The organism is Amorphus sp. MBR-141, assembly GCF_053628695.1.
Map to the genome: position 1 here is coordinate 188,301 of NZ_JBRJGW010000010.1, position 12,698 is coordinate 200,998.

11 protein-coding genes and 1 pseudogene are annotated in these 12,698 nt (G+C 67.9%); all 12 read left to right on the forward strand.

What is annotated here, in order from left to right:
• Window positions 1-276 precede the first annotated feature (276 nt).
• Window positions 277-663, forward strand: coding sequence for a DNA-directed RNA polymerase subunit omega (gene rpoZ, locus ACSSVZ_RS15355; protein ID WP_453971382.1), 387 nt, complete (start codon window positions 277-279; stop codon window positions 661-663).
• A 77-nt stretch (window positions 664-740) separates the two neighbouring features.
• Window positions 741-2,909: a RelA/SpoT family protein gene (locus ACSSVZ_RS15360; RefSeq protein ID WP_453971384.1), complete on the forward strand. Its 2,169-nt coding sequence runs from the start codon at window positions 741-743 to the stop codon at window positions 2,907-2,909.
• Between the two features lie 132 nt (window positions 2,910-3,041).
• Complete coding sequence (gene pyrE, locus ACSSVZ_RS15365; RefSeq protein ID WP_453971386.1) at window positions 3,042-3,623, forward strand: orotate phosphoribosyltransferase; 582 nt, start codon at window positions 3,042-3,044, stop codon at window positions 3,621-3,623.
• A 321-nt stretch (window positions 3,624-3,944) separates the two neighbouring features.
• On the forward strand, window positions 3,945-4,505 hold the full coding sequence (locus ACSSVZ_RS15370; protein ID WP_453971388.1) for a DUF2062 domain-containing protein: 561 nt from the start codon (window positions 3,945-3,947) through the stop codon (window positions 4,503-4,505).
• A 23-nt stretch (window positions 4,506-4,528) separates the two neighbouring features.
• The gene (locus ACSSVZ_RS15375) at window positions 4,529-5,302 is read left to right on the forward strand and encodes a pyridoxine 5'-phosphate synthase (RefSeq protein WP_453971390.1); all 774 of its coding nucleotides are present in this window, start codon (window positions 4,529-4,531) and stop codon (window positions 5,300-5,302) included.
• Window positions 5,299-5,730, forward strand: coding sequence for a holo-ACP synthase (gene acpS, locus ACSSVZ_RS15380; protein WP_453971392.1), 432 nt, complete (start codon window positions 5,299-5,301; stop codon window positions 5,728-5,730). The genes ACSSVZ_RS15375 and acpS overlap by 4 nt, the downstream gene beginning before the upstream one ends.
• A 103-nt stretch (window positions 5,731-5,833) precedes the next feature.
• A complete protein-coding gene (gene lepB, locus ACSSVZ_RS15385; protein ID WP_453971394.1) occupies window positions 5,834-6,580 on the forward strand; it encodes a signal peptidase I in 747 nt (248 codons plus the stop codon).
• Window positions 6,577-7,296, forward strand: a complete 720-nt coding sequence (gene rnc / locus ACSSVZ_RS15390) for a ribonuclease III (RefSeq protein WP_453971395.1) — start codon at window positions 6,577-6,579, stop codon at window positions 7,294-7,296. The genes lepB and rnc overlap by 4 nt, the downstream gene beginning before the upstream one ends.
• Complete coding sequence (gene era / locus ACSSVZ_RS15395) at window positions 7,277-8,212, forward strand: GTPase Era (RefSeq protein ID WP_453971397.1); 936 nt, start codon at window positions 7,277-7,279, stop codon at window positions 8,210-8,212. The genes rnc and era overlap by 20 nt, the downstream gene beginning before the upstream one ends.
• 32 nt (window positions 8,213-8,244) lie before the next feature.
• Entirely contained in the window at window positions 8,245-8,985 is a 741-nt protein-coding gene (gene recO, locus ACSSVZ_RS15400) for a DNA repair protein RecO (RefSeq protein ID WP_453971399.1), read from the forward strand.
• Window positions 8,986-9,057: 72 nt separating this feature from the next.
• Entirely contained in the window at window positions 9,058-11,304 is a 2,247-nt protein-coding gene (gene parC, locus ACSSVZ_RS15405; protein WP_453971401.1) for a DNA topoisomerase IV subunit A, read from the forward strand.
• Between the two features lie 1,239 nt (window positions 11,305-12,543).
• Window positions 12,544-12,698, forward strand: a pseudogene (locus ACSSVZ_RS15410) (IS5/IS1182 family transposase); the annotation flags it as partial.

Sequence of the window (12,698 nt, forward strand, 5' to 3'; positions counted from 1 at the left end):
AATGAAACGGTCCACCCGCCACCTGAATGTCGTCGGCAGTCCCGAACCGAAGTGGTTGGACTTCACCGACTCGTCGCCCATATTGATGACATATTGCACGACACAATGCGTTTCAAGAATGGGCGATGCAGGTTGCCGCCGCGACCCCGCGATCTCGACAAGCTGAACTGGGGCGAACCAGCCCCCGGTCCCGGTACTTCGTGCCGGTTTGTCTTGCATTTCGGGGAAACGACCTGATATCCCCTCGACTTCCCGGACGTAGAAGGAGTTTCACCGATGGCACGTGTGACGGTCGAAGATTGCATCGACAAGGTCGATAACCGGTTCGAGCTGTGCCTGCTCGCCGGCCATCGCGCCCGCATGATCTCCAGCGGATCCCAGATTTCCGTCGATCGCGACAACGACAAGAACCCGGTCGTCGCCCTGCGCGAGATCGCCGAGCAGACCGTGAGCCCGGGCGACCTGAAGGAAGAGCTCATCCACTCGCTCCAGAAATACGTGGAAGTGGACGAGCCGGAAGCCGAGACGGTGGCGCTGATCGGATCGGACGGCAACAGCGGCGCGGACGACGAGGTCGACCTGACGTTCAACCGCATGAGCGAAGAAGAGCTCCTCAAGGGTCTCGAAGGCATGGTTCCGCCCGACAAGACCGACGATCTCTGACTGCCAGCGTAAAAAGACGGCCCGCGCAGCCGTCCGGGGCTGTCGCGGGGCGCGCCCCGCGGCTCGGGGCATAAGTCATGATGCGGCAGTACGAGCTTCTCGAGCGGGTCAACCGGTACAATCCGGCCGCTGACGAGGGGCTCCTGAACAAGGCGTACGTGTATGCCATGCACAAGCATGGCACGCAGACGCGCGCCTCCGGCGATCCCTACTTCTCCCATCCCCTCGAAGTCGCGGCGATCCTGACCGACCTTCGGCTCGACGACGCGACGATCGCCGTCGCGCTGCTGCACGACACCATCGAGGACACCGACGCCACGCGCGCCGAGATCGACGACATGTTCGGTCCGGAAATCGGCAAGCTCGTCGAGGGCCTGACCAAGATCAAGCGCCTCGACCTGGTGTCGACCAAGGCCAAGCAGGCCGAGAACTTCCGCAAGCTGCTGCTCGCCATCGCCGACGACGTCCGGGTGCTGCTGGTCAAGCTCGCCGACCGGCTCCACAACATGCGGACGATCCGCTACGTGCCGGCCCACAAGCGGGTCGCCGTGGCCGAAGAGACGATGGAGATCTACGGGCCGCTCGCCGGCCGCATGGGCATGCAGGAGGTGCGCGAAGAGCTCGAGGAGCTCGCGTTCAAGGTCCTGAACCCAGAGGCGAGCGAGGCGATCTCCGCCCGGCTCGACAATCTCAGGACCCGCAACGCCGGCCTGATCCAGAACATCGAAAGCGACCTGACGCTGCGGCTGGCCGAGAGCGGCATCTCGGCGGTGGTGAGCGGTCGCGAGAAGCGGCCCTATTCGATCTTCCGCAAGATGCAGCGCAAGTCGGTCAGCTTCGAGCAGCTGTCGGATCTCTACGGCTTCCGCCTGATCGTCGGCACCATCGACGACTGCTACCGGGTGCTCGGCGTCATCCACACCACCTGGCCGACGGTGCCGGGGCGCTTCAAGGACTACATTTCCACCCCGAAGCAGAACGACTACCGCTCCATCCACACGACGGTGGTCGGGCCGAGCCGCCAGCGCGTCGAGCTGCAGATCCGCACGGATACGATGCACCGGGTCGCCGAGTACGGCATCGCCGCCCACGCGCTCTACACCGACCGCGAGGGGGGCGGGCGCAACATCGCCCGGCTGACCGCCGACAGCCGCGCCTACGAATGGCTGCGGCACACCATCGACCTGCTGGCGGAGGGCGACAATCCGGAGGAGTTCCTCGAGAACACCAAGCTCGAGCTGTTCCACGACCAGGTGTTCTGCTTCACGCCCAAGGGGCGGCTGATCGCGCTGCCGCGCGGCGCCACCGCCATCGACTTCGCCTATGCCGTCCACACCGACGTCGGCAATACCTGCGTCGGCTGCAAGGTCAACGGCCGGATCATGCCGATCATGACCGAGCTGAAGAACGGCGACGAGGTGGAGATCATCCGCTCGAAGGCGCAGACGCCGCCGGCTGCCTGGGAGACGCTCGCCGTCACCGGCAAGGCGCGGGCGGCGATCCGTCGGGCGACCCGGGAGGCGGTCCGCACCCAGTATTCCGGGCTCGGCCGCCATATCGTCGAGCGGGCGTTCCAGCGGGTGTCGAAGACGCTCACCGGCGAGGAGCTGGAGCTGGCCGTTTCCAGGCTCGGGCAGCCGGGGGTCGAGGATCTCCTCGCCGCCGTCGGGCGCGGCGAGCTGTCGTCGAACGACGTGCTGCGCGCCGTCGACCCGACGGCGACGATGGATCACGAGGCCAAGAAGGTGAAGAAGGCGGCGCGCAAGCCCAAGCGGGCGCCGACGGAGCCGACCGGGTCGCTTCCGATCCGCGGCATCGAGGGCGATCTGCCGGTGCGCTTCTCTCCGAACGTGGGCGCCGTCCCGGGCGACCGTATCGTCGGCATCCTCATGCCGGGCGAGGGGGTGACGATCTACCCGATCCAGTCGCCGGCGCTGCAGGAGTTCGACGACCAGTCCGAGCGCTGGCTGGATGTGCGCTGGGACGTCGACGAGAACGATCCGCCGCGCTTTCCGACGCAGATTTCGGTGGCTGCCATCAATGAGCCGGGATCGCTTGCTCTCATCGCCCAGGTGATCAGCGAGCACGACGGCAACATCGACAACATCAAGATGCTGCGACAGGGAAACGACTTCCACGAGATGATCATCGATCTGGAGGTCTGGGACCTGAAGCATCTCACCAAGATCATCCAGAAGATCCGTGCCCTGTCGGTCATTTCGGACGCGCACCGGGTGCATGGATGAGCGCGGGTGCCGCGGCGGTCGCCCGGCCGGCGCGCCGAACCGGGCCCGCTTCCCGGCGCGCAGGTGATGACACCTCGCCGGGAAAGGTTCTAAGAAAATGCCGGCCGGAACGCACAGAGGGACCTTTCAGACATGACGCGTGACGAAGTGCTCGACATCTTTCGCGAATGCGGCGCGATCCTGGAGGGTCATTTCGTCCTGACGTCCGGGCTGCACAGCCCCGTCTTCCTGCAGAAGGCGCGCGTCTTCCAGTACCCCGACAAGACCGAGATCCTCTGCCGCGCGCTGGCCGCGCGGATCCGCGAGACGGTGTCGGAGCCGATCGACATGATCGTGTCGCCCGCCGTCGGCGGGATCGTGCCCGGCTACGAGACCGCCCGGCATCTGGGCGTGCCGGCGGTCTGGGTCGAGCGGGAGCAGGGGCAGTTCCGGCTCCGCCGTTTCGAGATGCCCGAGGGCGCCCGGGTGGTGATCGTCGAGGACATCCTCACGACGGGGCTGTCGATCCGGGAAACGATCGCGGCTGTCGAGGCCCTGGGCGCGCGCGTGGTCGCGTGCTCGGTGCTGATCGACCGGTCGGGCGGGACGGCGGACGTCGGCGCGCCGCTGGTGTCGCTGGCCGAATACGCGGTGCCGGCCTATCCTGCCGACCAGCTGCCCCCGGAGCTGGAGGCGCTGCAGGCGGTCAAGCCGGGCAGCCGGGGACTTGCATAACGGGCCGCGGTTCGCCACTTGCCGGCAAGCTGGATTTTAACTGGAATAGGACTGACGAACGACGCCGAGATCCTCCAACCGACCGGGTGATCCCGCCTGATTGGCCCGAATCGGGTCCAGGTTCATGATGGTGAGCACTTCTGCGTGCAGACCGGAGCGGTCTGCACGGCGTCGGCTCGAAAGTGCGTGACGACCGACTGCAGGATTACGACGGACGAACACCGGCTCGCGGTTGTCCGTGGAAGAAACTGGGCCGAGCCGCGGGTACGAATTCCGGTCATGCTGTTCAACCGCCGACAACGACCCCGGTTTCAGGAGCGCATGCGTGTCGCCATGTGGCCGCGCCGCTCGTGGTCGCGTTCGCTGCAGTATTTCAAGAAGCGCGTCATGCGGCTGTCGGCGTCGCCCCATGCCATCGCCGCCGGGGTGGCGGCCGGGATCTTCGCCTCCTTCACCCCGTTCGTCGGGTTTCATTTCTTCCTGAGTTTCGTGGTGGCGTTCCTGGTCGCCGGCAACATGCTGGCCGCGGCGCTCGGAACCGCCGTCGGCAATCCGCTGACGTTTCCGTTCATCTGGGCCGCCTCGTTCGAAGTCGGACGCAAGGTCCTGGGTGGCGGCCACGGCCACGTGCCGACCTCCGAACATCTGGCCCAGGCCGACATGTCGGCCGGGTTCCTGTCGCAGTCCTTCGACAAGATCTGGCCGGTGATTGTCCCCATGGTGGTCGGCGGCGCGGTGCTCGGACTGATCGCGGGGCTGGTCGCCTACGTCATCACCCGCTATGCAGTCGGCGCCTACCAGCGGGCGCGCCGCAACCGGTTCCAGCAGCGCTCGCAAGCCCTGCGCGCGGCCCAGCGTCCGGACCTGGGCCAGGGATTCTGACGAACGGTCGAACGGCAACACCCATGACCCTGCAGCAGCCCCTCCGGCTCGGCGTAAACATCGATCACGTCGCCACGCTGCGCAACGCCCGCGGCGGTGCGCTTCCCGATCCCGTCCGGGCCGCCCGGCTGGCCGTCGAGGCCGGCGCCGACGGCATCACCGCGCACCTCCGCGAAGACCGGCGCCATATCGTGGATGCCGACCTCGCGCGGCTGGTGCGCGAGGTCGCGGCGCCGCTCAACCTGGAAATGGCGGCCACCGACGAGATGGTGGCGATCGCGCTGCACATCGCGCCGCACGCCGTGTGCCTGGTGCCGGAAAACCGGGCCGAGCGCACGACCGAGGGCGGCCTCGACGCGGTCGGCGGCCGCGACCGGCTTGCCACGCCGGTCCGGCTGCTGCGCGACAGCGGCGCCCGGGTATCGCTGTTCGTGGAGGCCGACCCGCGGCAGCTCGACGCTGCACGGGAGCTGGGCGCGGCGGTGGTCGAGCTGCATACCGGCCGCTACTGCGAGCTGGCGGCGGCCGGCGAGGCCGACGCCGCCGACGCCGAACTCTCGCGGCTGACGCAGGCCGCGGCATACGGCGGCCGGATCGGCCTCGAAGTTCACGCCGGTCACGGGCTCGCCTTCGATACCGTCGGAGCCATCGCCGCGATTCCGGAGATCGTCGAGCTCAACATCGGGCACTTCCTGGTGGGGGAGGCGGTGTTCGTCGGGCTCGCCGCCGCGATCGGCGAAATGCGGCGGCAGATGGACGCAGCACGGCCCGCCGATCGGGTGCGGGTGCGCGCATGATCATCGGCATCGGCTCGGACCTGATCGACATCCGCCGCATCGAACGCACGCTGGGCCGCTTCGGCGACCGCTTCGTCGAGCGGGTCTTCACCGAGGTCGAGCAGGCGCGCTCGGACCGGCGCAAGAACCGCGCGGCCTCCTACGCCAAGCGATTCGCCGCCAAGGAGGCCTGCTCCAAGGCGCTGGGAAGCGGCATCCGCATGGGCGTGAAATGGCGCGAGATGGGCGTCGTCAATCTCCGGACCGGCAAACCGACCCTTCAGCTGACAGGAAGCGCGGAAGAGCGGCTGCACCGGCTGACCCCACCGGGCCTGGTGCCCGTAATCAATCTGACCATCACCGACGAATGGCCGATCGCCCAGGCCTTCGTCATGATCTCGGCGCTGTCGCGCGAACAGGCCGAGGCGCTCGAGGCGGCGTCGCGGTAAGCGCGGCGAACTCGAGAGTTGCGTTGCGCCCCAAAGGGCGAGCCGATATCAAGACCCCGCACCGGCCATCGGTGTCGAGGGCGGTTTTAAGGACAGGTCGAGCGTGGCAAGCGAAAAATCGGCGAAGCAGGGCGGCCTGTACGAAACCGTCAAAGTGGTCGTGCAGGCGCTGCTGATCGCGCTGGTCATCCGGACCTTCCTGTTCCAGCCGTTCAACATTCCGTCCGGTTCCATGATGGATACGCTGCTGATCGGCGACTATCTGTTCGTGAACAAGTTCAGCTACGGCTACAGCCGCTATTCGTTCCCGTTCGGAGCGGCCCCGTTCTCCGGGCGGGTGCTGGCGTCCAGGCCCGAGCGCGGCGACGTCGCCGTCTTCAAGCTGCCGGCCGACAACTCCACCGACTTCATCAAGCGGGTGATCGGACTGCCGGGCGACAAGATCCAGATGATCGACGGCGTCCTGCACATCAACGGCGAGGCGGTGCCGAAGCGGCGCATCGACGACTTCGTCGACACCGACAGGGCGGGCAAGGAGATCCGGATCCCGCGCTTCGTCGAGACGCTGCCGAACGGCGTGTCCTACGAGGTGCTGGACGCGGATCCGGACGGCTTCTGGGACAACACCCGCGTCTACGAGGTGCCGGCCGGCCACTATTTCATGATGGGCGACAACCGGGACAACTCCTCCGACAGCCGCGTCCTGAGCTACGTCGGCTACGTGCCGTATGAGAATTTCGTCGGGCGTGCCTCGATCATCTTCTTCTCGATCCGCGAGGAAGCCCCCGTCTGGCAGATCTGGCGCTGGCCATGGGACGTGCGCTGGAACCGAATCTTCGACACCCTATGACCGGCGTCGGCCAGGCCGCTCTTGCCAAGGTCGAAGCCGTCCTCGATCATCGCTTTGCGGACCGCGGCCTGCTGCGCCTGGCGCTGACCCACGCGAGCGCGCTGGCGCCGTCGGCGAAGTCGTCGGACAGCTATCAGAGGCTCGAGTTCCTCGGCGATCGGGTGCTCGGCCTGTGCATCGCGTCGCTGCTGTTTCGGGCGTATCCGAATGCCGACGAGGGCGAGCTGGCGCAGCGCTACAACCAGCTGGTGCGCGGCAAGACCTGCGCCGAGGTGGCTGCGGAATGGCGGCTCGATGCGGCGCTCGCCATGGGCGCCGGCGAGAGCCAGAGCGGCGGCCGCAAGCGCACGGCGATCCTCGCCGACACCTGCGAGGCGGTGCTGGGAGCGCTCTATCTCGACGGCGGCTTCGACGCTGCCGCGACCGTGATCGAACGGAACTGGGGGCCGCGCATGCGCATGGCGGCGACGCCGGTCCGCGACGCCAAGACGACGCTTCAGGAATGGGTCCAGGCGCGCAGCGAGCCGGCGCCGACCTATCGTGAAGTGGAACGCAGCGGCCCCGACCATGCGCCGCGCTTCACCGTCGAGGTCGTTGTGGCCGGGCGGGACAGCGGCATCGGAACAGGAAGCTCGAAGCGCGAAGCCGAGCAGGAAGCCGCCAGGAACCTTCTGGTGCGCGAAGGGATTTGGAGCGATGACGCAGACACCGACTGAGGCCCCAGAGGCCCCGGAGGCCCCCCGCACCCACTGCGGGATCGTCGCGTTGATCGGGGCGCCGAACGCCGGCAAGTCGACGCTCGTCAACGCGCTGGTCGGCGTGAAGGTGTCGATCGTCACCCACAAGGTGCAGACGACGCGCGCGCTGGTGCGCGGCATCATGCTGGAGGGCGACAGCCAGGTGATCCTGGTCGATACCCCCGGCATCTTTCCGCCGAAGCGGCGGCTCGACCGCGCGATGGTCCGCACCGCCTGGGGCTCCGCCCAGGACGCCGACCTCGTCTGTCCGATGATCGACGCCAAGCGCGGCATCGACGAAAGCGCCGAGCGCATGCTGCAGGGGCTGGAGAACGTCCACGGGCCGAAGTGCCTGATCCTCAACAAGGTCGATCTCGTCGAGAAGACCGAGCTTCTGGGGCTCGCCCAGGAGGCGAACGCCCGCGCAAAGTTCGACGAAACGTTCATGATCTCCGCCCAGAACGGCAGCGGCATCGCCCACCTGAAGAGCGGCCTGTGCGCACGCATGCCGGCCGGGCCGTGGCTCTATCCGGAAGACCAGATCTCCGACCTGCCCGAGCGCATGCTCGCCGCCGAGATCACCCGCGAGAAGCTGATGCTGCGGCTGCACGACGAGGTGCCGTATGCCTCGACGGTGGAGACCGAGCAGTGGAAGCGGCTGCGCGACAAGAGCGTGCGCATCGAGCAGACGATCTACGTCGAGCGCGAGAGCCAGAAGAAGATCGTGCTGGGGCAGGGCGGGCAGGCCATCCGCTCGATCTCCCAGGCCGCACGCGCCGAGATCTCCCAGATGATCGAGCGGCCGGTGCACCTGTTCCTGTTCGTGAAGGTGCGCTCGCGCTGGTCCGACGATCCCGAGCGCTTCCGCGAGATGGGCCTCGACTTCTCCAACTGACTCCCCATCCGCCGGCCAGGGACCGCACTGCCATGGAGTGGCATGACGAGGGAATCGTGCTGTCGACGCGCCCGTTCGGCGAGACGAGCGTGATCCTCGACGTGCTGACCCGCGCGCACGGCCGCTCCGCCGGGCTGGTCCGCGGCGGCCAGTCGCGGCGGCTGCGCCCCAGCCTGCAGCCCGGCAACACGCTGTCGCTCACCTGGCGGGCGCGGCTGGAGGACCAGCTCGGCAACTTCGCCGTAGAGCTGGCCGAGGCGCGCGCCGGCCAGCTGATGGAGACCGCCACCGGCACCTTCGGCATCCAGTCGCTCGCCGGCCTGCTGAAACTGCTGCCCGACCGCGACCCGCATCCGCGCCTCTACGAGGCGCTGGGGCTGGTGCTGGAGCACCTGGACGAGGCGCGGGGGGCGGGGGCCATCATGGTGCGCTTCGAGATGGCCTATCTGGAGGAGGCGGGCTTCGGCCTGGACCTCACCTCCTGCGCGGCGACCGGCGTCACCGACGACCTGGTCTGGGTGTCGCCGCGCTCCGGCCGGGCGGTGTCGCGCGAGGCGGGCGCGCCCTACGCCGCCAAGCTGTTGACGCTGCCTGGTTTTCTGATCGACGCGGCGGCCGCCACCCCGTCGACGCCTGCCGAGGTGCGCGCCGCCTTCGACCTCACCGGCTACTTCCTCGAGGCCTGCCTGCTCGGCCCGACCGACAAGCAGTTGCCGCCGGCGCGCGAGCACTTCGTCGCCGCGGTGGCCCGCGGCCTGGAATCCAGCGGTTGAAAGCCAGCGCTTCTGCGGCGTTTCGGCCCTTCTCCGCTTGCCACCTCGACACCGCGCCGTTACCCATCGAGCATGGCTGAGACACTGATTCCAGACGGCGATGGCATCGAGGACGTCGACCTGAAGACGGCGCTCGAAGAGCGCTACCTCGCCTATGCCCTGTCGACCATCATGCACCGGGCGCTGCCCGACGTGCGCGACGGCCTGAAGCCGGTGCACCGGCGCATCCTGTTCGGCATGCGCCAGCTGCGCCTCGATCCCGGCACGCCGTTCAAGAAGTCGGCCCGCGTCGTCGGCGACGTGATGGGTAAGTTCCATCCGCACGGCGACCAGGCGATCTACGACGCCATCGTGCGCCTCGCCCAGGCCTTCGCGGTCCGCTATCCGCTGGTCGACGGGCAGGGCAACTTCGGCACCATCGACGGCGACGGCGCGGCCGCCATGCGCTACACCGAAGCGCGCATGACGACGGTGGCCGGCCTCATCCTGGAAGGCCTCGACGAGGACGCGGTCGACTTCCGCGAGACCTACGACGGGCTCGACCAGGAGCCGGTGGTGATGCCCGGCGCGTTCCCGAACCTGCTGGCCAACGGCGCCTCGGGCATCGCGGTGGGCATGGCGACCAACGTGCCGCCCCACAACGTCGCCGAGCTCGCCGAAGCTGCCCTGCACCTGATCAAGCACCCGGACGCGGCCACCGAGACGCTGGTGAAGATGGTGCCGGGCCCGGACTTCCCGACCGGCGGCGTCATCGTCGAGGATCCGGCCTCGCTGCTGGAGTGCTACAAGACCGGCCGCGGCGGCGTGCGGGTCAGGGCGCGCTGGGAGAAGGAAGACCTCGGCCGCGGCACCTGGCAGATCGTCGTCACCGAGATCCCCTACATGGTCCAGAAGGGCCGGCTGGTGGAGCGCATCGCCGACCTCCTGCAGCTGAAGAAGCTGCCGCTGCTCGACGACGTGCGCGACGAGTCCGCCGAGGACATCCGCCTGGTGCTGGAGCCGCGCTCCAAGACCGTCGACCCCGACGTGATGATGCAGTCGATCTTCCGGCTGACCGACCTGGAATCGCGCATCCCCGTCAACATGAACGTGCTGATGGGCGGCACCGTGCCGCGGGTGGTGGGCCTGAAGGAGGCGCTGAAGGCCTGGCTCGACCATCTGAAGGACGTGCTGGTCCGCCGCTCGCGGCACCGCCTCGACAAGATCACCCGCCGGCTGGAGATCCTCGACGGCTTCCTGGTCGTCTATCTCGACCTCGACCGGGTCATCCAGATCGTCCGCGAGGAGGACGACCCGAAGGCCGAGCTGATCCGGGTGTTCACCCTCACCGAGGTGCAGGCCGAGGCGATCCTCAACATGCGGCTGCGCTCGCTGCGCCGGCTGGAGGAGATGGAGATCCGCAAGGAGCACACCAGCCTGACCGAGGAGAAGGCCGGGCTGGAGGCGCTGCTCGCCGACGACGCCGCCCAGTGGTCGAAGGTCGCCGACAAGGTGAAGGTGCTGCGCGAGACGTTCAGCCAGAAGACCGAGCTCGGCGCCCGCCGCACCAGCTTCTCCACCGCCCCGGCGCTCTCCGACGACATCGTCATCGAGGCGATGATCGAGCGCGAGCCGATCACCGTGGTGGTCTCCGAGAAGGGCTGGATCCGGGCGCTGAAGGGCCACCTGCAGGACGTCTCGCAGATCGTCTTCAAGCAGGACGACCGGCTGAGCCGGGTGCTGCACGCCGAGACCACCGACAAGCTGCTGATCGTCTCCACCGCCGGCCGCTTCTACACCGTCGGCGCCGACAAGCTGCCGGGCGGGCGCGGCCACGGCGAGCCGATCCGGCTGATGGTCGACATGGAGCAGGGCCACGACGTGGTCGACGTGCTGGTGCACGTGCCCGACCGCACGCTGCTGGTCGCCTCCACCGCCGGCCGCGGCTTCCTGGTGGCCGAGAGCGAGTGCGTCGCCAACACGCGGCGCGGCAAGCAGATCCTCACCGTCAGCGGCACCGAGGAAGCCTTCCGCATCGTCGATGCCGGCGGCGACACGGTCGCGGTGCTGGGCGAGAACCGCAAGCTGCTGTTGTTCCCCAAGGCGCAGATCCCGCAGATGACCAAGGGCCGCGGCGTCCGCCTGCAGCGCTACAAGGACGGCGGGCTCGCCGACCTCAAGGTGTTCGCCGCCGACGACGGGCTGTCCTGGACCGACAGTTCCGGCCGCCGGCACGTGCGCACCATGGAGGAGATGCGCGACTGGCAGGGCGACCGCGCCCAGGCCGGCCGGCTGCCGCCGCCGAAATTCCCGCGCGGGAACCGGTTCGACGCGAGCTAGGGTTTTTTTCCGCTCACGCCGAATGCGCTGCGCGCATCGGCTCTGGGAGGGCGGCCTCCGGCCGGCGCGCGGTCGCGCGCTGGTGGGGGGCGTGCGGGGAACTCCGGGTTGCGTCCCGGGTGCCCGCCTCAAACTCCGCTCACTCCCGCGAAGGCGGGAGTCCAGGGCGGATAACTCGGAGGCTGCGGCCCGTGGCCCTGGATTCCCGCCTTCGCGGGAATGAGCGGCGTGTGTGGGAACTGCCGCGCGCACCGGCCTCCGCCCATCCGGACCGCACCCGCCAGCGGACGACCGTCCGCCGGCCGTCAGGCCGCCCTCCCGGAGCCGGTGCGCGCAAGCGCACTCGGCGTGAGGGGCATCAACCGCAACAGCGCGCGCGCAAACAAACCCCCAAACACCTTCATCCCCGCGCTGCTTGCAGCCGGGGGTGTTGGCAAACAGGGATCGGTGGGGCGCGGAACGGCGGCCATCCGATTGTATTTTTTGCGGTCGCCTTCCGACGCCCCACCCAGACGTTCGAACCGATGCAGCCACCCTTCTCCCAAGGGCGGAAGGAGTAGGACCTTCCCGCCCCTCCACCGGGCAGCGGACGCCGCACAGTCGCACAGCACCTCTACTAGGGGCGGCTTGCGAGAGCCGCGTCTTCGAGGTCATGCGCGGCGCGTCCCGCCTTTTGTCCCGGCGGACACCACACGCCATCGGCCCACCGAGCCCGCCCGTCCGTTACACGCGCTGCAGCCCGGCCGTCAGGTCCTCGACCCACGTGGCGGACGGTCCGGCACGGCTCCCAGTGGATCAAGCGACGGGAGGGAGCATACGGGAGGTTGCAGGGGGCGGGGATAAGGTGGGCAGAAATTCTTGAGCTACGGGATTCCCAGAATTTGCTATGTCTCAGTCAGCGCGGTGTCGCGACTAAAGTATTTTCCGGAGAAATCTCTGCGCACGCAGAAACAAGCATTGCGGGATTTTCTACATGTCTGAGGTTCTAGACGAGTTGGCCCAGAGCTCGGATCCTCTCGAAAGAGAATTGGCTCGTGTGCTCAGACGCTACCAGCAGATCCGATCGTCGCGCGGACTAACCAAAGGAATTGGATATGAGCCGAGGGATATTCGTCAGCTTGGCGCGGTCGAGGTCATTCAACGACGTGTAAGAGTCCGTCTCGAAACTGGCGCGGGAGGTGGATAGCCGGGGCCAGAATGTGATTCCAAGCGGTTGTCGAAGCCAGCTTGGAGAACGTCATGTGGACCCCGACCACCCGACGCCACCATAATCGCAGACGTCTTCGCTACGGAAGCGACCTGACGGACGCGGAGTGGGCGATCGTAAAGCCGTATCTTCCGCCGCCGAGCCGCACCGGGAGGCCGCGCCGCTGGCCGATGCGGGAGATCGTCAA

What these genes read in the sequence shown, in the direction of transcription:
- rpoZ (WP_453971382.1), top strand. Translation starts at nt 277, where the DNA reads ATGGCACGTGTGACGGTCGAAGATTGCATCGACAAGGTCGATAACCGG.
- ACSSVZ_RS15360 (WP_453971384.1), top strand. Translation starts at nt 741, where the DNA reads ATGATGCGGCAGTACGAGCTTCTCGAGCGGGTCAACCGGTACAATCCG.
- pyrE (WP_453971386.1), top strand. Translation starts at nt 3,042, where the DNA reads ATGACGCGTGACGAAGTGCTCGACATCTTTCGCGAATGCGGCGCGATC.
- ACSSVZ_RS15370 (WP_453971388.1), top strand. Translation starts at nt 3,945, where the DNA reads ATGCGTGTCGCCATGTGGCCGCGCCGCTCGTGGTCGCGTTCGCTGCAG.
- ACSSVZ_RS15375 (WP_453971390.1), top strand. Translation starts at nt 4,529, where the DNA reads ATGACCCTGCAGCAGCCCCTCCGGCTCGGCGTAAACATCGATCACGTC.
- acpS (WP_453971392.1), top strand. Translation starts at nt 5,299, where the DNA reads ATGATCATCGGCATCGGCTCGGACCTGATCGACATCCGCCGCATCGAA.
- rnc (WP_453971395.1), top strand. Translation starts at nt 6,577, where the DNA reads ATGACCGGCGTCGGCCAGGCCGCTCTTGCCAAGGTCGAAGCCGTCCTC.
- era (WP_453971397.1), top strand. Translation starts at nt 7,277, where the DNA reads ATGACGCAGACACCGACTGAGGCCCCAGAGGCCCCGGAGGCCCCCCGC.
- recO (WP_453971399.1), top strand. Translation starts at nt 8,245, where the DNA reads ATGGAGTGGCATGACGAGGGAATCGTGCTGTCGACGCGCCCGTTCGGC.
- parC (WP_453971401.1), top strand. Translation starts at nt 9,058, where the DNA reads ATGGCTGAGACACTGATTCCAGACGGCGATGGCATCGAGGACGTCGAC.